This is a genomic window from Ectothiorhodospira sp. BSL-9, from assembly GCF_001632845.1.
Classification (GTDB): Bacteria; Pseudomonadota; Gammaproteobacteria; order Ectothiorhodospirales; family Ectothiorhodospiraceae; genus Ectothiorhodospira.
The window spans coordinates 2406515-2430431 of record NZ_CP011994.1; the positions used below are offsets into that span (position 1 = coordinate 2406515).

Here is a 23917-nt window from a genome sequence, read left to right on the forward strand (position 1 = left end):
ATGGACCTGAAAATCAAAAAGCTCAGCGACATTCCCGTCATCAAAGAGGCCGTCCCTCCGCAGGGTGGCTGCTCCACCGGTGGTTGCGGTAGCGCCAACGACCCCACCCCGGAACTGCCTCAGGCCATTCGCGAGAAGATCCAGGATCATCCCTGCTACTCGGAAGAGGCCCATCACCACTTTGCCCGCATGCATGTGGCGGTGGCACCGGCCTGCAACATCCAGTGTCACTACTGCAACCGCAAGTATGACTGTGCCAACGAATCCCGCCCCGGTGTGGTCTCTGAGGTGCTCAAGCCGCACCAGGCCGTTAAAAAGGCTTTGGCCGTGGCGGCCAGCATCCCCGAGATGACCGTGGTGGGCATCGCCGGGCCTGGGGATGGCCTGGCCAACCCGACCCGCACCTTCCAGACCTTCCGGGGCATCCGCGAGCAGGCCGACGACATCAAGTTGTGCCTGTCCACCAACGGCTTGGCCCTTCCCGAGCATGTGGAAGAGCTGGCGGCCCTGGGCGTGGATCACATCACCATCACCATCAACAGCATCGACCCGGAGGTGGGTGCCCGCATTCATCCCTGGGTGATCTGGAACAAGAAGCGGGTCTTCGGCGTGGAAGGGGCCCGTCTGCTTATCGAGCAGCAGCAAAAGGGCCTGGAAATGCTGGTGGAGCGGGGCGTGCTGGTAAAGGTGAACTCGGTGATGATTCCGGGCATCAACGACGAGCATCTCAAGGAAGTGTCGCGGGTGGTGAAGGCCAAGGGGGCCTTCATGCATAACATCATGCCGCTGATCTCCGAGCCGGAACATGGCACCTATTTTGGCCTCAATGGCCAGCGCGGCCCCACCCAGGCCGAGCTCACTGCCCTGCGCGATGCCTGTGGCACGGACATGAAGATGATGCGTCATTGCCGCCAATGCCGCGCCGACGCCGTGGGTCGGTTGGGGGAGGACCGGGGGGCCGAGTTCACTGCCGATCGCATCGATGAGCTGGAGGTGGACTACCAGGCCGCCCGTGAACGACGCGATCAGGTGCAGGCGGCCATTCGGGAGTCCATGGGGGCCAAGCGGCTGGCCAGCACCGCTCGGGCACCCGTGGCATCGGCGACCGACAAGGCCGCCTCCCGTCCGGTGCTGATGGCCGTGGCCACTCAGGGCGGTGGTGTGATCAATCAGCACTTCGGTCATGCCCGGGAATTCCTGGTCTACCGGGCATCGCCCGAAGGCGTGCGCTTTGAAGGCCATCGTCGTGCCGATCTCTATTGTTCCGGCCCTGATGAGTGCGGTGACCGGGAGCAGGTGCTGGCGAGCACGCTGCGCTCGCTGGAAGACTGCGAAGTGCTGCTATGCTCCCGTATCGGTATCGAACCCTGGTCCATCCTGGAAGCCGCCGGCATCACTCCCAATCCCAATCACGCCATGGAACCCATCGAGGATGCCATCCTGGCCGTCTACAAGGAGATGATGGAGGCCGGCCAGCTGGCCCCGGTGGAGGAGGGCAGCAACAGTCTGATGGCCGAGGTCTCTTGAGCCCTTCGCTGAAAGCTCTCCTTGAACCCCTCTCCCCCCCGGGGAGAGGGGTTGGGGTGAGGGGTGCGCGCCCCCGAGCCCAGGCCGCCTATCTGGCCCTGGCCATCGGCGATGCCCTGGGCGCCACCGTGGAATTCATGATGCCCCGGGAGATCCGTTCCCAGCACGGCATCCACAAGGACCTCATCGGTGGCGGCTGGCTCCACCTCAAACCGGGCGCCATCACCGACGACACCCAGATGAGCCTGGCCCTGGGTGACGCCATCATTCAGGCGGGCGATATTCACGCGCCCACCATCGCCGAGGCCTTCAGCCAGTGGATGCGCTCCCGCCCCGTGGACATCGGTCACACGGTGCGTCGCGGCATCATCCACTACCGCCGCACGGGCGAGACGGCAGTCCCCCTGAACGATAACGATGCCGGTAACGGCGCCTGCATGCGCGTGCTCCCCATTGCGCTGGTCACCCTGGGTGAACCCCGCGAGACGGTGAACGCCGCCTGCCGCCTGCAATCCCATGTCACCCATCACCACCCCTTATCCGACGCCGGCACTGAGTGCATCGTGGCCATGGTGCAGATGGCCCTGCAGGGCGCCGATCAGCGGGCGCTGCTGCAGGGGCCGGTGAAGGCCCTCATCCAGCAACACCCGGAGTTTCACTTCCGCAAACGCCGCGAGGAGAACCCCAGCGGCTTCATCGTCCACACCCTGCGCGCCGTGTTCCAGGCCCTGTTCGACACCGACACCTTCGAGGACTGCCTGGTGGACGTGGTAAACCGCGGCGGCGATGCCGACACCACCGGCGCCATCGCCGGGATGGTGGCCGGAGCGCTCTATGGGCTGGAGGGAATACCGGAACGTTGGGTGAAGGGGCTGGATGGGGAGGTGAAGGCCCACATCCTGCGCCAGCTGCAGACAAAAAAAGAGGGTGGATTCATGCCTGACGTGCAAGCGTGAGTCCACCCTCTTGATCGCTGAATCCTGAACGGGGCGCTATGGCCCCTGGTTCGCGCCACCGCATGTGTTACATGTGGCTTAACTTCCGAAAAAGGGGACAGACACCTTTTTTTGCTGGAAAAGGTGTCTGTCCCCTTTTCGGGTTACCTTGAGGGTGGGCGGCCAGGGGGGCGCTGCTCGATTCGTCGGCCTGTGATCTGTGCCACCTGGTCCACGAATCGTTGATTCCCCGTGAGCTGTTCGCGCTGGATGGCCTCTTGCATCAGGGTGAGTTCCTTCCTGGGCACGCCCTCTGCCATCAAGCGGGCATATCGTTCACGCCGTTCCGTCTCGCTTTCAGCCAGACTCAGGTAACTGGGGTCGGGGTGGATCCAGCAGTCCTCGTGGCCCATGCGCTGGCGATAGCTGGACCAGGGGTGATCACCTGCGGTGGACACCATCTCTGCACGCACAGGATTCAACTCGATATAGCGAGTGCAGGCGAGCAGGTAAGTGTCCGTCTGGACGGGGCTGGATCGATAGCGTCCTTCCCATAGGGTGCCGGACCTTTTATCCAGCCGGTTTCGATGGCGCGTGGCCTTCGTTGCCAGCGACTTCATCAGACGCCCCATGCTGGTGACGTCATCACCCGGGGACAGCAGTAGGTGAACATGGTTTGTCATCAGGCAGTAGGCGTGCACGCGAACATCCAGAACGTCGCTGAGTTCGCGTAGATCATCCAGATAACGCTCGTAATCGTCGGCTATGACGAATACGGCCTGCCAGTTGTGCCCCCGCTGCACCACATGGTGTGGCATATGCGGCAAGACCACACGCGCCATCCTTGGCATATCTTTTCTCCTGAGTGAGTAAGGCCGCCTGATTGGGCACGCGGCGGCCGATCATCTGTCCCCGTTTCGAAAAGATTATTTTCTCTTGTCACAAACTGCAAGGCTGATGAAGTGGCGCGGCGTGAGTCTTATGGATTTATCTGTCCCCTTTTGAACTGTTTCTCATTTCGAAGTATTGGCGCTTGTTCCCTCATGGGGAATATGGAAAATACGTCCTGTCGCCATTGATGGCAGTCATGGATGAACGAGCAGTGAGTCAGGGATGATCCAGCGGATGGATCCTGCCGCGCGACACAGGCCCCGCCACAAGGATTGTGGCGGGGCCTGACTTTTTTGGGGCCCCCAAAAAAGGTGTCTGTCCCCTTTTTGATCAGGGACGGAAGGCGATTTGCTGGACGAAGTCCACCTCATTGGTGTCGTAGGGGCGGCGCATGTCGCCATAGCGTTCCACGTTGACGAAACCGGCGTCTTCCAGCAGGTGGGTGAGGTAGTCCTGGCGCAGGGGGTACATGTTGAGTTCGAAACGGGCGCCATCGGGGAAGACGTAGTTGAATTTGGCCAGGCTGCGGTGCAGTTCCACCGGGCCTACGTCCACGTTGTTGCCGGTGTAGCAAAAGGCGTGTTTGGAACTGTATCCCTGGTCGAGCATGGCGTCGTAGTTGCGCTGGTCAATAATCAGCATGCCGCCCGGACGCAGGATGCGGAAGATGGCTCTGAGGGCGGTTCGACGATCTTCATGATCGAACAAATGGGTGAAGGAGTTACCCAGGCATACGGCAGCATCGAACTGCTCGGTGCCCAGGGTTTCGTCCAGTGAGAGCCAGTCGATGGCCTTGGCATCGGCAAAGCTGACACCGTAGTGCTTGGCGTTTTCCTGGGCCTTGGCCAGCATGTTTTCGGATCCATCCACGGCCGTGACTTCAAAACCGTATTGAGCCAGGGACACCGCGTTGACACCCGTGCCGGTGGCGATATCGATGACCTGCTTGGCGCCGTGGGCGTGCAGGTGACGGTTGTAGAAGGCACCTTCCCGAGCCAGACGCGCTTCCCAGCCCACCAGATCGTCCCAGTATTCGGCGAAACTGCGTGTGTATTGCGTGAAGTGAGTGCCGGTGTTCGCGTTGAGTACCTCGGTCATGTAAGAGCTCCTTGTGGGCTTGGTGTGAAATGGGAGCGCCATTGTGGGTGGATTCCCGGGACCGATACAGATGCAGTTTGCGCGAATCATGAGCGGTACAGTTTTGTTACGCTGTACCGATGATGGGCGAAAAACTCTACCAGCAAGTGGCGGCTCTGCTTGAGCAACAGATCGAGCAGGGCACCTATGTGGCCGGTGATCGCCTGCCAGGGCTCAGGCAACTGCGCCAGCATTTTGGCGTCAGCATGGCCACCATGGTGACGGCCTGCGAGGTGCTGGAGCAGCGCGGTATCCTGGAAGCGCGTCCGCGATCCGGGTTCTATGTGTGCGGTCAGTCGGATTCAGCACCGCTCCCGGAAGAGCCCTGCGACGAGTTGGAAGGGCCCAGCCTGGTCACGGGGCAGGAGCGGGTGCTGGAACTGGTCCAGTCCCATAACGACCCCTCCATCCTGTCGCTGGGGGCCGCAGCGCCCCCTGCTGAGTGTCTGCCCGTTGCCGCGCTGGACCGCAGCTTCGCCCGGGTGCGTCGCACCCGGCGTGATGACGTCAGTGCCTATGACTTTCCACCGGGCAACCTGGAACTGCGCACGCAAATCGCCCAGCGCATGGGATATGCCGGTTGTACCGTGGGCCCTGATGACATTGTATTGACCCAGGGATGTCAGGATGCGCTGACCCTGAGCCTTCGGGCGGTGGGCTCCCCCGGGGATGTGGTGGCCATCGAGTCGCCCACGTTCTACGGCATTCTCCAGGCCATTGAGTCGCTGGGCATGCGGGCCCTGGAGATCACCACGGACCCGGTGGAGGGCATGTCACCGCAGGCCCTGGCGCGGGCGTTGGACACCTGGCCGATCCGCGCCTGCGTGATGATGCCCAGTTTCGGCAATCCCCTGGGTCATCTGGCGTCCGACGAGCGCAAGCAGACGCTGGTGAACCTGCTGGCCGAGCACGAGGTCCCGCTGATCGAGGATGATGTCTACGGGGAACTGTGCTTCAAGGGGCCGCGTCCTTGGGCGGCCAAGGCCTGGGACACCCGGGGGAACGTGCTCTATTGCAGCAGTTTCTCCAAGACGTTGGGGGCGGGGTTGCGCGTGGGCTGGGTGGCCCCGGGGCGGTATCGCGAGCGGGTCACCTATCTCAAGTACGCCACCAGCCAGGCCACGGCGCCCATGGACACCCTGGCCGTGGCCGATTATCTGGAACGGGGGGGCTATGAGCGCTATCTGGGGCGTGCGCGGCGCTACTACCAACGCCAGGTGCGACGGGTGACGGATGCGGTGCTGCGTCACTTTCCCAGGGGCACCCAGGTGACCCGCCCCCAGGGTGGGTTCGTGATCTGGGTGGTGCTACCCGAGGGTTACGACAGCCTGGCCCTGCAGCGACAGGCGCTGGAGGCCGGCATGAGCATCGCCCCGGGCCCGTACTTCTCCCCCAGCGGCCGTTACCGCCGCTGCCTGCGCCTCAGCTGTGCCTTGCCCCAGTCGGTGGACGTTGAAACGGCGCTGTCCCGTCTCTACAAAAGCCCCCAATAAAGGGGACGGACACCTTTTCCTTGACACCTTTTCCCGCGAATAAAAGGGGACAGACACCTTTTCCTGGGAAAAAGGTGTCTGTCCCCATTTGAAGGTGTGGCACTTTTTGTGCGTTGCTGCGAAGGTTTATACTTCGGGGCACCCGCGCTGGATGTCGACAATCTGCTGTGTCCAGCCAGACCACCCTTGACTGAGTTGCCCATCATGAACACTGATTACCGCAAGCCACTGCCAGGCACCCAGCTGGATTACTTTGACACCCGCGCCGCCGTGGAGGCCATTGCGCCGGGGGCGTACGACACGTTGCCCTATACCTCGCGCGTGCTGGCGGAGAATCTGGTGCGGCGCTGTGATCCGGCGCTGCTCACCGATGCCCTGAAGCAGCATATCGAGCGCAAGCGGGACCTGGACTTCCCCTGGTTCCCGGCGCGGGTGGTGTGTCACGACATCCTGGGGCAGACGGCGCTGGTGGACCTGGCGGGGCTGCGGGATGCCATTGCCGAGCGGGGCGGGGATCCGGCCAAGGTGAACCCGGTGGTGCCCACGCAGCTTATTGTTGACCATTCCCTGTCGGTGGAATACGGCGGTTACGACAAGGATGCCTTCGAGAAGAACCGCGCCATCGAGGATCGCCGTAACGAGGACCGTTTCCACTTCATCGACTGGACCAAAAAGGCCTTCAAGAACGTGGATGTGATCCCGCCGGGCAACGGCATCCTCCACCAGATCAACCTGGAGCGGATGTCGCCGGTGGTCCATGCCCGCGATGGCGTGGCCTTCCCGGACACCCTGGTGGGGACCGACAGCCATACCCCCCATGTGGACGCCCTGGGCGTGCTGGCCGTGGGCGTGGGTGGCCTGGAGGCCGAGAGCGTCATGCTGGGCCGGGCCTCTTACATGCGCCTGCCGGACATCATCGGCGTGGAGCTGGTGGGCAAGCGCAAGCCGGGCATCACCGCCACCGATATCGTCCTGGCCCTGACCGAGTTCCTGCGTCAGGAGAAGGTGGTTTCAGCCTATCTGGAGTTCTGTGGCGAGGGGGTGAAGGAGCTGAGCCTGGCCGACCGCGCCACCATCTCCAACATGACCCCGGAATTTGGCGCCACCGCCGCCATGTTCCACATCGACGAGCAGACCATCGACTATCTCAAGCTCACCGGCCGCGAAGACGAGCAGGTGAAGCTGGTGGAGACCTACGCCCGCGAGGCGGGTCTTTGGGGCGATGATCTGAAGAACGTGCAGTACGAGCGCAGACTGCGCTTTGATCTGTCCACCGTGGTGCGCAACATGGCCGGTCCCTCCAACCCCCACAAGCGCCTGGCCACCGCCGACCTGGCGGCCCGGGGAATCTCCGGCAAGGTGGAGAACGAACCCGGCAAGATGCCCGATGGCGCCGTGATCATCGCTGCCATCACCAGCTGCACCAATACCAGCAACCCGCGCAACGTGGTAGCCGCTGGCCTGCTGGCCCGCAACGCCAATGCCCGCGGCCTGGTCCGCAAGCCCTGGGTGAAGAGTTCCTTCGCCCCCGGCTCCAAGGCGGTGCAGCTGTACATGGAAGAGGCCGGGCTGCTGCCGGAACTGGAGAAGCTGGGCTTTGGCATCGTGGCCTTTGCCTGCACCACCTGCAACGGCATGAGTGGCGCCCTGGACCCGAAGATCCAGCAGGAGGTCATCGACCGGGATCTGTATGCCACCGCCGTGCTCTCGGGCAACCGTAACTTCGACGGGCGCATCCACCCCTATGCCAAGCAGGCCTTCCTGGCATCGCCGCCCCTGGTGGTGGCCTATGCCATCGCCGGCACCATCCGCTTTGACATCGAGAAGGATGTGCTGGGCGTGGATGCCGACGGCAATGAGGTCACCCTCAAGGACCTGTGGCCCAGTGATGAGGAGATCGACGCCATCATCGCCAGCAGCGTCAAGCCGGAGCACTTCCGGCAGGTGTACGAGCCCATGTTCCAGGTGAAGACCGAGGCGGCCCAGGAGATCAGTCCCCTGTACGAATGGCGCCCCCAGAGCACCTACATCCGTCGCCCGCCCTACTGGGAAGGGGCCCTGGCGGGAGAGCGCGCCCTCAAGGGCATGCGTCCGCTGGCGGTGCTGGGTGACAACATCACCACCGATCACCTCTCCCCCTCCAACGCCATTCTGCTGGATAGCGCCGCCGGGGAATACCTGGCGAAGATGGGCCTGCCGGAAGAGGACTTCAACTCCTACGCCACCCACCGGGGCGATCACCTGACCGCCCAGCGGGCCACCTTCGCCAATCCCAAGCTCATCAACGAGATGGCCGTAGTGGACGGTGAAGTGAAGCAGGGCTCCCTGGCCCGTATCGAACCGGAAGGCCAGGTCACCCGCATGTGGGAGGCCATCGAGGCCTACCAGGCGCGCAAGCAGCCCCTGATCATCATCGCCGGGGCCGACTACGGTCAGGGCTCCAGCCGTGACTGGGCCGCCAAGGGCGTGCGCCTGGCGGGTGTGGAGGCCATTGCCGCCGAGGGCTTTGAGCGCATCCATCGCACCAACCTGGTGGGCATGGGCGTGCTGCCCCTGGAGTTCGAGGCCGGCACCACCCGCAAGACCCTGGCCATCGATGGCACCGAGACCTTCGACGTGAAGGGCGAACTGGCCCCCCGGGCGAATCTCACCCTGGTGATCCATCGCAAGAACGGTGAGACGGTGGAGGTGCCGGTGACCTGTCGCCTGGACACGAAGGAAGAAGTCTCCATCTATGAAGCGGGCGGCGTGCTGCAGCGCTTTGCCAAGGACTTCCTGGAAGCGGAGAGCGCCTGATGACCCATGCTCCTCAAGTGAAGGTCCCCGCCACCTACATGCGGGGTGGTACCAGCAAGGGCGTGTTCTTTCGCCTGGATGACCTGCCCGACGTGGCACAGACTCCCGGGGCGGCCCGGGACGCCTTGCTGCTGCGGGTGATCGGCAGCCCCGACCCCTATGGCAAGCAGATCGATGGCATGGGCGGGGGCGTGTCCAGCAACAGCAAGACGGTGATCCTCTCCCGCAGCACCCAGCCGGATCATGATGTGGACTACCTGTTCGGTCAGGTGTCCATCGACAAGCCCTTTGTGGACTGGAGCGGCAACTGCGGCAACCTGACCGCCGCCGTGGGGGCCTTTGCCATCAGCGCCGGCCTGGTGGATGCCGAGCGCATCCCCCGCAATGGCACGGCCATCGTGCGCATCTGGCAGGTGAACATCCAGAAGACCATCATTGCCCACATCCCCATCACCGATGGGGCCGTGCAGGAGACCGGCGATTTTGAGCTGGATGGCGTGACCTTCCCCGCCGCCGAGGTGCAGGTGGAGTTCATGGACCCGGCCGATGACAGCGGCGGCTCCATGTTCCCCACGGGCAACCTGGTGGACGACCTGGAGGTGCCGGGCGTCGGCACCGTGAAGGCCACCATGATCAATGCCGGCATCCCCACGGTGTTCGTCAATGCCGATGACATCGGTTACACCGGCACCGAATTGCAGGATGACATCAACGGGGACCCCAAGGCCCTGGCGATGTTCGAGACGCTCAGGGTCCACGGGGCTGTGCGCATGGGCCTGGTGCAGTCGGTGGAAGAGGCCGGCCAGCGCCAGCATACCCCCAAGATCGCCTTTGTGGCCCCGCCCCGGGACTACGTGGCCTCCAGCGGCAAGCAGGTGGCGGCGGGCGATGTGGATCTGCTGGTGCGGGCCCTGTCCATGGGCAAGCTGCATCACGCCATGATGGGCACGGCGGCGGTGGCCATCGGCACGGCGGCGGCCATTCCCGGCACCCTGGTCAGCCAGGCGGCGGGGGGCGGCGAGCGCCAATCCGTCCACTTTGGCCACCCTTCCGGCACCCTGCGGGTGGGTGCCGAGGCCACCCTTGAAGGGGGCGAATGGAAGGTGCTCAAGGCCGTGATGAGCCGCAGTGCCCGGGTGCTCATGGAAGGCTGGGTCAGGGTGCCGGGGGATGCCTTCTGATAAGGCGCCCACTCAGACCGCTGTCCCGGTTCACCCGGCGGGTGATGGCCTCGCCCAGCACCGAGGCCTGGCTGTAGAGCAGGGTGAACCGGCTGCGTGAGCGGGTGATGGCGGTGTAGAGCAGCTCCCGGGTGAGCACCGGGTTGGGGGCATCGGGCAGGACCAGGGCCGTGTGCTCGAACTCCGAGCCCTGGGACTTGTGCACCGTCATGGCGAATACCGTCTCCACCGCCTGCAGGCGGCTGGGCAGTACCCAGCGTACCTGATCGGCCTCGCCCGGGAAGGCCACCCGCAGTACCGTGCGCACCTCGCCCCCCTGGCGCACCGGCACGGGCAGGGTGATGCCGATGTCGCCATTCATCAGGTTCAGGGTGTAGTCGTTGCGGGTGATCAGCACCGGTCGCCCGGCAAACCACTGACGCTGGCCGGGGGCACCCGCCTCCGCCTCGCCGGGCAGCAGCCGGGCGGTGCGCAGCACCTGGATGATGCGGGTGTTGAGGCCGCTCACCCCCCAGTCCCCATCCCGCAGGGCCGTGAGCAGCTGAAAGTCCCGCTGGGCCTTCAGGGTGTCGTGGGCCCAGGCATCGATCAGGGCCGGATCATCGGGATCATGGGGGGCCTGTTCCAGTTGTTGCAGGTATCCCGAATAGCCCTCCCGCACCAGTCGATCAAAGCGGGGATCGGCCTCATCCTCCAGGTGGATGGCCTCCACACGGCCCAAGGAACCATCGGGTTCTGCAGCCGATCGTTCAAGGACTTCTCTTACCGCCACCAGGGCGGCGTCGGCATCCCGCGGGTCCTGCTCCGGGTCATTCACCCGGGCCGCCAGGGCGCCAATGCCCCCCGCATCGCTGAAGCGGTGACTGGTGCGCAGCATGGCCACCGCCTGGTCCAGGGCGCCGCCCTCGGCATCGACGTACGCATCCGGCAGGTCCTGATCACTCACCCGGGCCAGCCAGTCCCGGGTGTCCGGGGTGTAATGGGCCCGATGGGCACGCTGGCACAGGTCCCCAAGCACCGCGCCGGCCTCCACCGAGGCCAGCTGATCCTTGTCCCCCAGCAGGATCAGCCGGGCCTCGGGGCGCAGGGCGTCCAGCAGGTGCACCATCATCTCCACGTCCACCATGGAGGCCTCGTCCACCACCACCACATCGGCGGCCAGGGGGTTGCCCGGGTGATGCCGGAAACGCCGACTGTCGGGACGGGGTCCCAGCAGTCGGTGCAGGGTCTTCACGCGGGTGGGGATGGGTCCCACATCGGTGTCCATGGGCCCGGCGGGCGGCAGGGCCTTGACCTGGGTGTTGATGGATTCATTCAGACGCGCGGCGGCCTTGCCGGTGGGGGCGGCCAGCTCGATGCGCAGGGCGGGCAGGCCCTGCACGGCGGCCAGGCGCTGCAACAGGGCCAGCAGACGCACCACGGTGGTGGTCTTGCCGGTGCCCGGTCCCCCGGTGAGGATGAAGAACCCGCTGCGAGCCGCCAGGGCACAGGCCAGGCGCTGCCAGTCGGGCCCTGGGGGTGGCGCCTGACCGGGCGCCGGTTGGAACAGGGTGTCCAGCAAGCGGGCCAGGGGCGTTTCGGGAATGGGCAGCGGTTGCTGCAGGCGGCTTTGTATCCCTTCGGCGATGCGCTGCTCATAGGCCCAGTAGCGGCGCAGATAGAGCAGGGGACGTTCCGGTTCGCCATCCAGCACCAGGGGGCGCGGCTCCTGCGGGTCGCGCGCCTCTTCCGCCAGGCTGATGGCCGGGCTGGCCCGCAGGCGCCCCACCCAGTCCGTCAGGGTGAGCTTCCCCAGTTCCCGCGCCAGGGTGAGGCGAATGCCCTGGGCCAGGGGCTGGTCATCCCGCAGACGGGTGAGCAGGGTCTCCGGATGTTCCAGGGCCTGAGCCAGATCCAGACACACATGGCCATGACCATTGCGTTCGCTGGTCAGTGCGATGGCCAGCAGCACGGCGGGGTCCTGCTCCGGTGCCTGGGTGTGGATGAAGCGGGTCAGCGACAGGTCCAGGGGACGAATGGCCCCGGCAACCGCCCATTCGCCCAGCAGGGCCAGGGTGGGATCGGGAGGGTGCCCTGTCATGCCCCATCCTCCATCAGGGCGGGGCGTCGCCCGGTAAAGAGGGCATCCAGGGACTCGATCAACGCCCGAGGGGGGCGATGGGCATGAATGCCCTGGGCCGGACCACCGGCGCCCCGCAGGAAGGCATAAATGGCCCCGCCCATGTGCTGATCGTAATCGTAATCCGGCAGGCGCAGGCTCAGTTGTCGATGCAGGGCCAGCAGGTAGATCAGGTACTGCAGATCGTAACGATGATGCAGGATGGCGTCCTCCATGGCGGTGGTGGAATAGGCCGGATCGTCCGGCCCCAGCCAGTTGGATTTCCAGTCCAGGACGTAATAGCGCCCCTGGTGCTCGAAGACCAGGTCGATGAAGCCCTTGAGCATGCCGTTGAGTCGGGCGGGGTCCAGGCCTGGCCGGCGTCGGCCAGGCAGGCAATGGGCCTGGGCCAGTCGGTCCAGATCCCGGGTGTCCACCCGGGTGGCGGCGAACCAGAATTCCATCTCCACCTGTAGTGACCCGGGTGCCAGGTCGGCCAGGGTCAGGGTGATGGGCGATGATCCGGGCGCGATGGGGAGCGTCCAGGGTGTGGTGAGATAACTGGCCAGCCACCCCTCCAGGGGCTCGATCCAGTCGGTGAGGCCCCGAAGCTGGCAGCGCCGGGCCAGCATGTCCCGGCGCGCATCAAGGCCATGGGCCGCGGCGGAAAATCCCTGTACCGGGCTGTCGGGGCCTTCGATCCGGGCCTCGGTGGCGGCCCATTCCATGATGCCGTGGAGGAAGTTGCCCACCTGACGCCCCCGGGGCAGGGCATGCAGACCGGACAGGGGGGTGATCGGTTGCCCGCTGGGGGTTCGGGCGACCTGGGCCTGGGGTGGCCACTGGGCCTCATCGGCCAGGCCTTCCTCCCGCCCCAGTTCATCATCGGCGGTCTCCGCTGCCGGCGCCGGTTCGGGCGCCTCGTCCCCGAGCGGGCCGACGCGCAGACCGGAATAACTGGCGATCCACCAGGGTTCGTGACGAAAATCCGGCGCCGGTCGAGCCGGGTCCATGGCGGGTTGCGGTGGCGGCGAGAGGGGAGTGTCAGCGGGCGCCGGCGCAGGCTCCACCTGGATGTGGGGCATGTCCTGGCCCAGGGCCTCCAGGGCCTGTCTTAAATCCTCTGCACTCTCGAAGGCCTGACCGCCATTGAGCACATGCCCCATGGCCGACTTTTCCAGCTGGATCTTGCGGGTGTTGCCGCTCTTCAGGGGGGCGATGCCCAGCCAGACGCCGTGACGGGCCCGGGTGATGGCCACATACAGCAGGCGCATGTCCTCGCTCAGGCGGGCATCGTCGGCCGCATTCCAGGCTTCCGGGTATCCTTTGCTGCCCGCCGTTTCAATGTACCGCGCCTGGTCCCGGCGCAGGGGAACCTGGGCTGTGCGTCCGTTCACCTCCCGCCAGCTGCAGATGAAGGGCAGCAGCACCAGGGGATATTCCAGCCCCTTGGACTTGTGGATGGTCACCACCTGAATGAGCTCCGCGTCACTCTCCAGTCGCACCAGGAATTCCTCGTCATCGGCATCCAGGTGCTCGCTCAAATGCCGGATCAGGGCCTGCTCCCCATCCAGGCTGCGGGCGGCCTGCTGCAGCCATTCGGCCAGATGCAGCAGGTTGGTGAGCACCCGCTCGCCTTCCTCCTGCTCCAGCAACTGGCGGGGCAGGGCCTGGTCATGCATCAGGCGGCGCAGCATGGCCAGCACACCCTGACGCTGCCAGATGCGCTGATAGCCGTGGAAGCGCTCCAGCTGTGCCTCCCAGGCCAGTTCATCCTCCTGCCAGCCGGCCAGGGTCTCCAGGGGCAGGTCCAGGGTGTTGGTGCCCAGCGCCGCCCGCACCAGGCCCTCGTCGGTGGGGCAGGCACAGGCCCGCAGCCAGTGCAGCAGGTCCCGGGCCTCGCGGGTGCGGAATACCGAGTTGCGGTCCGACAGGTACACGCTGTGTATCTGTCGCGCCGCCAGGGCCTGGCGCATGGCGGCGGCCTCGGTGCCGGTGCGCACCAGGATGGCGATGTCCCGGGGCCGCAGTGGCGTCCATTCATCGTCCTGGCCATCCACGGGGCGAAACCCGGCCTCACCCCGGCGGGCTGCCTCCAGCCAGTGCACGATGCGCGAGGCGGCGGCTGCGGCCATGGCCTCCCGATAGGTGTCGGGGGCTATGGGCCCTTCGCCCGGGTTGAATAGCCAGAAGGTCATGGCGGGATGGGGGGCGCCGTCCAGGATCAGGGTCTCGCCGCGGCCATGGGCTGAAACGGGCTGGTAGGGAATGGGGTTTTCGGCATCACGGCCGGTGTCGGGCCGGAAGCGAAAGGCCCCCCGGGGATGGCCCTCGGCATGGGTGAACAGCCGGTTGCAGGCCTCCACCATGCCCTGGGTGGAACGGTAGTTGGTGGCCAGGGTGTGATGCCGGCCCCGGGTGGCCTCGCGGGCCGCCAGGTAACTGTGGATGTCGGCGCCGCGAAACCCGTAGATGGCCTGCTTGGGGTCGCCGATCATGACCAGGGCAGTGGCCTCGTCGGCGCTCCGGGTGGCTGCATCCCCATAGACCCGATCGAAAATCCGGTACTGGATGGGGTCGGTGTCCTGGAACTCGTCGATCAGGGCCACGGGGAACTGGCGGCGCAGGGTGGCCGCCAGATGCCGGGCGGGGTCCGGGGTGTTGCCATCGCCGCTGGGGGTGAGGGCGATATCCATCTCCCGCAGCAGGTCGTCAAAGCCCATCTGTGCCTGCTGGCGCAGTCGTTTGGTGAGTTCACGCCCTACCCATTCACTGGCATGGGCCAGGATGCAGGCCTTCAGGGGCGGTTCGGTGTGCCCGTCGGGGCCGTCCAGTTCCCGTGCTGCCTGCTGCCACTGGGCAATGGCGGCGAAGGCCGGGTGCAGCATCTCCTCCTGCACCGGGGCCCTGGCCTTGAAGCCGAAGGCCCCCTGGGCAAAGTTGCGCAGCCGGCTGGGGGCGGCCTCACCCTCGCTCCAGGTCTGGATCTCCTTGAGCATGACGGTGAATTTCTCCGGCTGGCTGCTGCCGTGGCGGGTGCCATTGAGGTGCGGCTGCAGTGTCCACAAATGGGCCTCAATGGCCTCCCGGTCGGCCTGCCACTGGTCTCGGGCGGCTTGCTCCAGGCTGTCCACCTGCGCCTGCCGGGCCTGGCGCTCCAGGGCCCTGTCCAGGGCCGGACGCAGGTCCGGGCAGTGCAGGGGGCGGCCCTGGAAGGAGAGCCCGGCATCCCGCTGGCGCAGCCAGGGCCGCAGTTGTTCATGCAGATGCTCCGGCGAGGTGATGGCCTGGCGCACGCAGCGGGCCTCGGCGGCGGGCAAGGGGTAGAAATGCACGCGCCAATAGTCCCTGAGGATTTCATTGATCAGATCGGTCTGGTCGGTGATGACCTCCCGCTGGAACAGCCCCCGGGTCTCGAAGGCATGTTCCTGCAGCATGCGCTGACACCAGCCATGGATGGTGGAGATCATGGCCTCATCCATCCATTCAGCGGCCAGGCGCAGGGTGCGGGCACAGCCGGGCCAGCGCTCGGGGGGAGGTCGCTGCGCAATCGGTGCAGCGGGTTGGCGGCAGAAACCGGATCGGCGGCTGACGCCTGCTGAGGGTCTGCCTCGAACCAGGTGGCTGCCTCTACCAGACGGCTGCGGATGCGTTCGCGCAGTTCCTGGGTGGCGGCTTCGGTGAAGGTGACCACCAGGATCTCCGGTGGCATCAGCCCGCGCTCAAACGCGGTGTGTTCATCTCCATGGCCCAGCACCAGACGGGTATAGAGCAGGGCCAGGGTGAAGGTCTTCCCGGTGCCGGCGCTGGCCTCGATGAGGCGGCTGTCCCGAAAGGCAAAGCCCAGGGGATCCAGGGTGGTGGGAGCGCTCATGGCTGAACCCCCTCGGGTGCGATCAGATGGCGGTACAGGGGGCGGTACAGGGTCTCGATGGCCCGGGCAAAGCCAGGGTCCTCGGCCAGGCGAGCGTAATCGGGCCAGAAGCGGGCGAAGATGTCGTGTTCATCCCGCTCGCTGCTCCAGTGATGGCCACCTTCATAGAGTGTCTGGGAATCGGGGTTCGCCCGCTCTCCTTCCGATTCGATCAGGGCCGCGAACCCGGTGCGGCAGGGCAGGGGCAGGGGGCTTTGCAGGCCTTCCCGGTAGCCCTCCATGAGCTGGATCAGAACGGCCTGGGCGGCGCCGGCCTCCATGGGTTGCAGGATCACCCGGCTTTGCGGGCCCAGCAGGCAGGTGGTGGTGGGGGCCTGTAGCTGGGCGGCCAGATGGGTGGGCCAGTGCCGGATCAGGTGATGCCATTGGTAGTCATCCTCCTTCTTCACCAGTCGGCTGGCCTGCAGCACCACCCGCAACCGGGCCCCGGTGGCATCCTGACGCAGGCCGGTGAGGGTGTCCTCCAGGGTGATGCCTTGGGCCTCCACACGGATGCCCTGGGCCGGGCAGGTATCGGGATGGTCTGCCAGCAGGGACTGGTACTGTGCAACCGGTGGCTCCAGGTGGGTGAGCAGTTCATCCCGCCAGTGGGTGTCGAAGGGGGGCAGGGGCAACTCGCCGGCCCGGGTCAGACGCTGCGCGCTGGCGGAGAGGTCCATGGTGCCCTTGCCTGACACCTGATCGCCAGGCGCCGTCCGGGTGAGGTGTTCGATCATGGCGGATCGCAGAGACCAGTTGCCCAGACCCTCCAGATGGAACGTCTCCTCGTCTTCGGCAGGGCGCTCCGCCTCCTGAAGGTACAGACCCAGTCGCTGGCTGTAGAAGTGCCGGGCCGGATGGCGCAGGAACTGTCCCAGCGCCTCCAGGCTGATGGGGGCATCCAGCGTCGGCGGAGGCAGTTGGGGCAGTTGATGTACGGCGGGCATGGGCGCCGTGGTGAGGGACTGCCATTCGTGGGCATAGGTGAACACCCGCGGGGGGCGCTGCGGGTCGAAATACCGGGTGCTGAAGGGCTGCAGGGGGTGCTCCGTGGTCAGGGCCTTGACCAGCGCCGTGCCCTCGCCACCCTGGGGCGCATCGGCCCGGGGTGGTCCCAGGCGCCAGCCGGCGGCGATGTGATCCCGCAACTGCCCCACCAGGACGGAGGGGGGGCGCTCGCTGTTGTCGCGGATGCTGCGCCCCACCCAGCTGATCACCAGGCGCTCCCGGGCAGAGAGCAGGGCCTCCAGGAAGAGATAACGATCATCCTCCCGGCGGGAGCGGTCGCCGGGGCGGTAGTCCCGGGCCATCAGGTCGAAATCCGCCGGATGGTGGCTGCGGGGGTAGTCGCCATCATTCATGCCCAGCAGCCAGATCTGCCGGAAGGGCACGGCCCGCATGGGCATCAGGGTGGCAAAGTTCACGGCCCCGCCCAGGAAGTGCTGGTTCAGGGTGGGTTCGTCCACGGCGCTCAGCAGGGTGTCGCGCACCACATCCAGGGGCAGGGTTTCCTGATCGGCGCCAGCCGCCTGGCAGTCGGTTACCCACTGCTCCAGGGCCTGACCCACGCGGGTGACGGCGCGGTGATCCGCGTCACTGTCGATGGCAAAACAGTCATCCATGAGCTTCAGGATCACGCCCATCCAGTCCTGGGGCGAACGGGAGGTCTGCCAGGTCTGCCAGGCTTCGCCCAGGGTCTGAAGCAGCTGGTCCAGGGGGCCGATCATCCCCGCCTCCAGGCCCCCCACCTCATCGTAGGGTTCCACGCCCCGCCAGGGGCCCGCATCATTGCTGGCAAAGCCCAGCAGCATGCGGCGCAGGCCGAACTGCCAGGTGTTCTGCTCCAGGTCCGGTGGCAGGCCCAGGCCGGTGCGTTGGCGGGCGTCCAGACCCCAGCGGATGTTCGCACCCTGTATCCACTGGCGCAGCCGGGGCAGGTCGGCCTCATCGATGGCAAAGCGGGCCCGAAGCGCCGGGATGTCCAGCAGGTCCAGGATCTCGCTGACCGCAAATCGGGCCTGGGGCAGGTTGAGCAGACGCTCCAGGCCGATCAGCACCGGGTTGCGGTGTCGCTGACCCTGGTCGGCAATATGAAACGGGATATGGCGCGGGTCGCCCGGGCCGATGCGGCCGAACACGGCCTCGATGTGGGGGGCATAGGTCTCCACGTCCGGCACCATCACCAGGATGTCCCGGGGAGGCAGGGGCTGGCCCTGGTCATGGGCCTGCTGGAAGGCGTCCAGCAGTTGATCGTGAAGGACCTCCACCTCCCGCTGCGGACCATGGGCCACCAGGAACTCCAGGCTGCGGTCCTTCTCGGGGTCGATGGCGGCGGCCAGGTCGCGGCGCTCGTTCAGGGGGCGCAGTTCCAGAATGTCGTCCTGGAGCTGTTGCAGCAGGGTGCCCTGGCCCGGCGATTCGAACAGGTCGATGGACAGGCTCTGGGCCTGGAAATGGGCCTCATACTGTTCCCGCTGGTCGTGTTCATCCAGCAGGCGGATATAGTCCCGACCCTGCTTGCCCCAGGCGGCCAGCAGGGGGTGGCCGTGCAGGTGCATCTCATCGGCTTCCACCCCATCGGGCACCTTGCGGGCGCTCAGGCGTCGATAACCCCGGCGGAACAGGTCCCGACCCTCGATGATGTCCCCCCAGTAGTGGCAGCTGGGGTTGTGCACGAACAGCATCACCTGGCTGATGGGGGCGATGCCCTCCAGCACCTCCAGGGTCTGGCGGGGCAGGGAGGAGATGCCGAACACGATCACCCGGCGGGGCAGCCCGTGGGGGCGCCGGGATGGGCTGAAGGACCGGGAGGCCTCAAGGAAGCGCTGATGGATGGCTGCACGGCTCTCGCCAGGGTCGTTGTCGTCCCGGGCGATGTCTTCGAGCAGGGCCCGCCACAGCAGGGGTTGCCAGCGCTGGGGCTCGGGCACGGGATCGCGCCGGCCATCGGGGCGGATCAGGACATCATCACCCGCCTGCCAGGCCTGCAGCCAGTCGCTGCGATACACCTGGTACTGGTCGAACAGGTCCGCCAGGCGCATGGCGAGCTGATGGCGCCGGCGCACATCGCCGTCGGTCTGCAGAAAGCCCCGCAGGGGTTGCAGGTGATCAGCGGTGTCGGGCGTCCTTGCCAGGGCATCCAGATCCCCCAGCATGCGATACAGCCGCCAGCCCAGGGGCGCCTTGTGGAAGGCGGAGATATCCGGCAGGTCTCCCAGTACCAGGCAGTAGGTGTCCCAGATGAACCGGGCGGGCAGGGTGACCTCCAGGGCGGCGGCGATGCCACAGCCACCCTGCTCATCCCCCGCATCCCGTGCCAATGCGAGTTTGAGCCATTGCCCGATGCCATTGCTCTGCACCAGGATGACCTCGTTCTCCAGCGGACCCAGGGGATGGCTGCGCATCCAGGTGGTCATCAGGTCCCCCAGGGCTTCGAGGCGGTTGCCCTGGATGAGCATGAAGCCCGTGGGCCAGGCGTCCGTGGAGGCGGTTTCCGTCGGGGTCAAAGCAGTTCCTTCACGACCTGGTACACGCACATGACATCCTCGCGGGTGCAGTCGAACTGCCCCACCTGAACGCGGATGACGAGGCGGCCATCATGGCGGGTCTGGGTGAGATAGACCCGGCCATCATCGTTGATGCGCTTGAGCAGGGTCTCGGTGGCGGCGTCGCCGGACTCCAGGGCGAAGCTGAAAAGGGATAGCTGAGGGAGGGTGACCACCTGAACGCCCGGCAGGGTGGCCAGGGTCTTGGCCAGCTCCTGGGCCCAGGTGACATGATTGCGGATGCGCTGGCGCAGGCCCTCCAGCCCATAGGCCCTGAGGGTGAACCAGATCTTCAGCGCCCGAAAGCGCCGGCCCAGGGGCACGGTCCACTCATTGAAATCGGTCATGGAAGAGGATTTGCCCAGGGTCTTCAGATACTCGGGGCGCAGCCCCAGGGTGCGCACCTGAGGCGCAGGGTCGGCCAGGAACTGCACCGAGCAGTCAAACTGCACGCCCAGCCACTTGTGGGGGTTGAAGACGATGCTGTCGGCGCCGTCGATGCCCTCCCACAGGTGGCGGTATTCCGGGCAGATCATGGCCGAACCGGCCCAGGCGGCGTCCACATGGGTGGGCAGTCCGTGTACCCGGGCCACGGCCACACCGTCGGCAATGCGGTCGCAGGCGCCGATGCCGGTGCCACCCACGCACAGGATGATGCCGGCGGGCAGATGGCCGGCCTCGCGATCGGCCCGGATGGCGGCATCCAGGGCCTTCATGTCCATGGCATGGGCGGCATCGGTGGGGATCTTGACCAGGTTGTCCTGGCCGATGCCGGCGATGCGTACATCCTTGTCGATGGAGGAATGCACATGCTCGGAGGCGTAGAGGCGCAGCGTGGGCTGCCCCTGCAGCCCCTGGGAGTTGCCCAGCCAGTTCAGCGCCTTCTCGCGCATGGTGAGGATGGCGGAGAGGGTGGCAGTGGTGGCGCTGTCGTGCAGGGTGCCGGTGAAATGCGGGTCCAGCCCCAGGGCGTCCCGCAGCCAGGTGACCATGACCTCTTCCATCTCCGTGGCCGCCGGAGAGGTCTGCCAGAGCATGGCCTGGGCGGCCATGGCATTGGCCAGTTGCTCGGCCAGCATGGAGGCGGGCGAGGCATTGCCGGGGAAGTAGGCGAAGAATCGCGGATGCTGCCAGTGGGTCATGGCATCGGGCACGATGCGGGCAAAATCCTCGAAGATGGCCTCCATGGGCTCGGGTTGTTCCGGCGCCTGGCTGGCCAGCTGGGCGCGGGTATCGCCGGGACGGGTCTGCGCTCGCACGGGCCGCTCGCGCAGCCCTTCATGATAGTCATGGATCCAGTCCGCCGCCCGCCTGGACCAGTCCCTCAGGTCGTCATGGTTCATCGCTGAATCCTTGGCTCTTTTCCACTGCGCTAGTGTACTGAGTCCTGGGCTGGGTTCGCCATCGTTGCCCCGGTGCCCATGCTGGCAGATGCGCGCTGGCTTGTATGGAGCAGGGCTTAGTATGATCGGGGCATGTATCCATTCCCAGTGTCAGGAAAAACGCTTCGTCGGCCAGGTGGCCCGGGTCATCGGTCGGGGCATGTGGCGGCGGTCCCTGGTCAGGAGGAGGCCCCATGGTCAGGACAGCGATAGAGCCCATGGCCTACACGGGCCTGAGCGACTGGAAGGCCATCTGGAACCGACTGGAGCCAGGGGACAAGCATCGCGCCATGCTGTCCTTCCTTGAACGACTGCGGGATCCCGCCTCGCGCCTGGAGATGGTCTGCGATACCACCCTCAAGACCCTGGCGCGGCGCAAGCGTTTCCGTGTCGAGACCCTGCGGCGCATGAAGAATCCGCAACTGGCCGGTGTGCTGCTGCCCAATGCACCGGCCCTGTTCGGTGCCCGGGAATGGACGCTGCTGTTCCTGGGCTATTTTGCCGATTACAAGTCGCCCATCATGTGCCGGTTTCTGGATCTGTGCGGCGTGCCCCACGACGACCGCGGCTTCGTGGTGGGTGGGGATTCCCGGATTCGTGCCCCCCAGGATGTGCAGGCCACCACGCAGACCCTGGTGGAAGAGTTCGGGGTGCGCGAGGTGGCTATCTACTTCTGCGTGCTCACCCAGATGGATCCGGATCTGTGGCGTTTTCTGGATCCGGTGCTGCCCGAACTGACCCGGGCCATGGAGGAAGAGGAGGCCGCCCGTGCTCATGAGGTGGTGATGGATGCCCAGGTGGCCGATAGTCTGGAGGTGTCGGAGGACTTCACCCAGCTGGATCGGGTGATCCTGGATCAGATCCTGGCCACCCAAAGCGGCGATGAACGGGCGCTCAAGGCCAACGAACTGGTGGATCTGGTGGAGTCGGTCCACGCCCTGGACACCACCCGGCAGCGGACCTATTTCCATCTGGGGTTCATGGATGCCCTGTTGCCGGAGCGGGAGACCGACGCTGCTCGCCGGGAGATGGATGACGAGCAGCGCCAGTGGTATCTCTCCGGCATGCTCAGTGCCCATGTGCGCCAGCGGGATGACGATGCCGTCAAGGCGGCGTTGAGCCGCCATGGCGGGGTATTCCGCAAGGCCGCCAAGACACCCGGCGGCGCCGGGGCAGGGCTCATCAACGAGGTGTACGGCTATCTGCTGGAGCAGGGGTACGACCGCGAGGCCATGCAGTTGCTGCGGGGTCAGCGCTGCCATCTCAGCCTGGGCACGTTCTCCCTGATTCTGGACAAGGCCACCACGGCCATTCGCGAGGGTGATCCGGCCCTGGCCAATGTGTTGCTGGTGGAACTACGCCATGGCCTGCCCTATGTGCAGATGGACCCGGAAGAACGTGAGCACAGGGATACCCTGCTGGAACGTCGCCTGGGGCAGGCCTTGCAGGCCCAGGGGAATTTTATCGGCGCCCGGGAGGTGTTTGCGCGACTGATCGAAGAGGATCGGGTGGATACCCCTTGCCTTCTGGCAGATCGGGGTCTGGTGAGCGGTGGGTTTCGGTCGCTGGCGGATGTGGTGTTGCCGGACGATCCCGAGCGCTGTGGCAACACCCTGGCGCAACTGGAAAACGGCGAGACCTGTTTTCGTGAAGCGGTGGCGCGATTCGAACGACGGGCCATCAACGCCCATCATGCCCTGGCGGTGCTGGAATTCCTGCGCTGGGCCGGGCCGGATGGCCAGGATGCGGTGCGCGATCGGGCCCTGGTGCATGTGAACGAGGCCCTGATCGGCATGCTGAGCGATACCGCCTCCACGGCCTACGAGCGTTTGGGGCTGCTGGCTCAATGCCGCTTCATGCAGGCGGTACTGATGATGGCCCGCCTGGATCAGGGGTCGGCGCGGGCGGCCATGGAGTCCTGGCGGGCCGTCGCAAAAGAGGCCGAACGGCTGCCTCGCTGGGGGGTGCAGCGTTTACTGGAGTCGGCCGATCTGGTGGAGCCGCGTCTGGCCACTGAGATCGCCGAGTGCGTCTGGCGTCAGGGGGGCGAATCTTCGCTGGCGATGATCGAACGGCCCGAGTGGCTGGCCGGGTCCGGGTACCTGCAGGGCGAAGTCCTCAGGCTGGCCCGCAGCAGCGGGGAGAAGTCCGGGGCGCAGCAGTGGCGTGTGTGGTCGTTGCTGGTGCCGGCGGCCCTGTCGGCAGGGCATGTGGACGTGGCTCAGGAGGGACTGGATGCCATGGAGGCCCTGGCCCAGGACTCGCGTTTTTGTGAGCCCATGCTGAAATGGCTGGAGCATCCGGAGCGCCTGGATCCGGCCTGGTCGGAAGTGGAGATCCTGCGCTCCCGGTTTCGTCTGTACCGACGCCTGGGGCGGGACCCGGAGGCCTTTACCCAGTTACGCGCCCTGTTCTACGCCCTGCGTGACACCCGACCCATGGAAGCGTCCCAGACACTGGATCTGTTCCGGGAGTGTGATGCCCCGGATGAGTATTACGCCGACCTGCATCTGCCGGGCACGGCCTCGGAAGAGGATGAGGATGCCGGTCTGGAGGAGCAGCTGCGGGCCGGTGCCCCGGTGAAGGTGCTGTTCGTGGGGGGCAACGAGATCCAGGCCCGTTATACCGATGCCATCAGTCGCGCCCTGGCCGAGGCGTGGCCGGGGGTGGTGGTGTCGTTTCGTCACACGGGTTGGTCGTCCAACTGGGGCCGGGATGTGGATGTGCTCAAGCGTCAGGCCGTGGATGCCGATGCGGTGGTGCTGATGACCATGATGCGTACCACCCTGGGTCGTGCCCTGCGCGAGGCCCTGAATGACCCGCCCCGCCCGTGGATCCCCTGCACCGGCACGGGCAAGCAGGCGTTGCTGGAGAGCATCCGGCGCGCCGCCCGGGTGGGCTTGCAGATGCAATCGGGCCAGGCATCCAGACCACAGGAATAACCGGTGTGGGAAGGCTGGCGAGGCAGATCAAGGGAAGCGCATAAGTCGCTGGAAAATCGTTATATGCCATGGTAATA

The 23917-nt window shown here is 65.9% G+C and carries 13 protein-coding genes; 6 read left to right on the forward strand and 7 right to left on the reverse strand.

Going from position 1 to position 23917, the window contains the following annotated elements:
* On the forward strand, positions 1–1527 hold the full coding sequence (nifB, locus tag ECTOBSL9_RS11255; RefSeq protein WP_082829884.1) for a nitrogenase cofactor biosynthesis protein NifB: 1527 nt from the start codon (positions 1–3) through the stop codon (positions 1525–1527).
* A 56-nt stretch (positions 1528–1583) separates the two neighbouring features.
* The gene (gene draG, locus ECTOBSL9_RS11260) at positions 1584–2483 is read left to right on the forward strand and encodes an ADP-ribosyl-[dinitrogen reductase] hydrolase (RefSeq protein WP_082829885.1); all 900 of its coding nucleotides are present in this window, start codon (positions 1584–1586) and stop codon (positions 2481–2483) included.
* 143 nt (positions 2484–2626) lie between these two features.
* Here draG and ECTOBSL9_RS11265 read toward each other — a convergent pair whose 3' ends face one another.
* Both ECTOBSL9_RS11265 and ECTOBSL9_RS11270 read right to left on the reverse strand, forming a co-directional pair.
* On the reverse strand, positions 2627–3313 hold the full coding sequence (locus tag ECTOBSL9_RS11265) for a transposase (RefSeq protein ID WP_205631962.1): 687 nt from the start codon (positions 3311–3313) through the stop codon (positions 2627–2629).
* Positions 3314–3683: 370 nt separating this feature from the next.
* Complete coding sequence (locus tag ECTOBSL9_RS11270) at positions 3684–4451, reverse strand: bifunctional 2-polyprenyl-6-hydroxyphenol methylase/3-demethylubiquinol 3-O-methyltransferase UbiG (RefSeq protein ID WP_063465136.1); 768 nt, start codon at positions 4449–4451, stop codon at positions 3684–3686.
* A 122-nt stretch (positions 4452–4573) separates the two neighbouring features.
* Here ECTOBSL9_RS11270 and ECTOBSL9_RS11275 point away from each other — a divergent pair, with 122 nt between their 5' ends.
* The 3 genes from ECTOBSL9_RS11275 (at position 4574) to prpF (ending at position 9960) form a co-directional block, all read left to right on the forward strand.
* Positions 4574–5983, forward strand: coding sequence for a PLP-dependent aminotransferase family protein (locus tag ECTOBSL9_RS11275; protein ID WP_156500198.1), 1410 nt, complete (start codon positions 4574–4576; stop codon positions 5981–5983).
* A gap of 204 nt (positions 5984–6187) precedes the next feature.
* Positions 6188–8779 carry a Fe/S-dependent 2-methylisocitrate dehydratase AcnD gene (gene acnD, locus ECTOBSL9_RS11280; RefSeq protein WP_205631963.1) on the forward strand — a complete coding sequence of 864 codons (2592 nt, stop codon included), beginning with the start codon at positions 6188–6190 and terminating at the stop codon, positions 8777–8779.
* Positions 8779–9960, forward strand: a complete 1182-nt coding sequence (gene prpF, locus ECTOBSL9_RS11285) for a 2-methylaconitate cis-trans isomerase PrpF (RefSeq protein WP_063465138.1) — start codon at positions 8779–8781, stop codon at positions 9958–9960. The genes acnD and prpF overlap by 1 nt, the downstream gene beginning before the upstream one ends.
* Here the strand turns inward: prpF and recD are convergent.
* From recD to ECTOBSL9_RS11305, 5 genes are read right to left on the reverse strand one after another with little or no spacing between them, the layout of a single operon-like run.
* Complete coding sequence (gene recD, locus ECTOBSL9_RS11290) at positions 9935–12040, reverse strand: exodeoxyribonuclease V subunit alpha (RefSeq protein WP_063465139.1); 2106 nt, start codon at positions 12038–12040, stop codon at positions 9935–9937. The genes prpF and recD overlap by 26 nt on opposite strands.
* Positions 12037–15609: an exodeoxyribonuclease V subunit beta gene (gene recB, locus ECTOBSL9_RS11295; RefSeq protein ID WP_371259023.1), complete on the reverse strand. Its 3573-nt coding sequence runs from the start codon at positions 15607–15609 to the stop codon at positions 12037–12039. Before recB ends, recD begins: the two co-directional genes overlap by 4 nt.
* The gene (locus ECTOBSL9_RS17850) at positions 15525–15932 is read right to left on the reverse strand and encodes a UvrD-helicase domain-containing protein (RefSeq protein ID WP_371258978.1); all 408 of its coding nucleotides are present in this window, start codon (positions 15930–15932) and stop codon (positions 15525–15527) included. The genes recB and ECTOBSL9_RS17850 overlap by 85 nt, the downstream gene beginning before the upstream one ends.
* Positions 15929–19477, reverse strand: coding sequence for an exodeoxyribonuclease V subunit gamma (gene recC / locus ECTOBSL9_RS11300; RefSeq protein ID WP_240480964.1), 3549 nt, complete (start codon positions 19475–19477; stop codon positions 15929–15931). The genes ECTOBSL9_RS17850 and recC overlap by 4 nt, the downstream gene beginning before the upstream one ends.
* Positions 19474–20859 carry a pyridoxal-dependent decarboxylase gene (locus ECTOBSL9_RS11305; RefSeq protein WP_063465140.1) on the reverse strand — a complete coding sequence of 462 codons (1386 nt, stop codon included), beginning with the start codon at positions 20857–20859 and terminating at the stop codon, positions 19474–19476. Before ECTOBSL9_RS11305 ends, recC begins: the two co-directional genes overlap by 4 nt.
* A 233-nt stretch (positions 20860–21092) precedes the next feature.
* On the opposite strand from ECTOBSL9_RS11305, the gene ECTOBSL9_RS11310 reads away from it, so the two are divergent.
* Entirely contained in the window at positions 21093–23840 is a 2748-nt protein-coding gene (locus ECTOBSL9_RS11310; protein WP_156500104.1) for a hypothetical protein, read from the forward strand.
* Positions 23841–23917 lie beyond the last annotated feature (77 nt).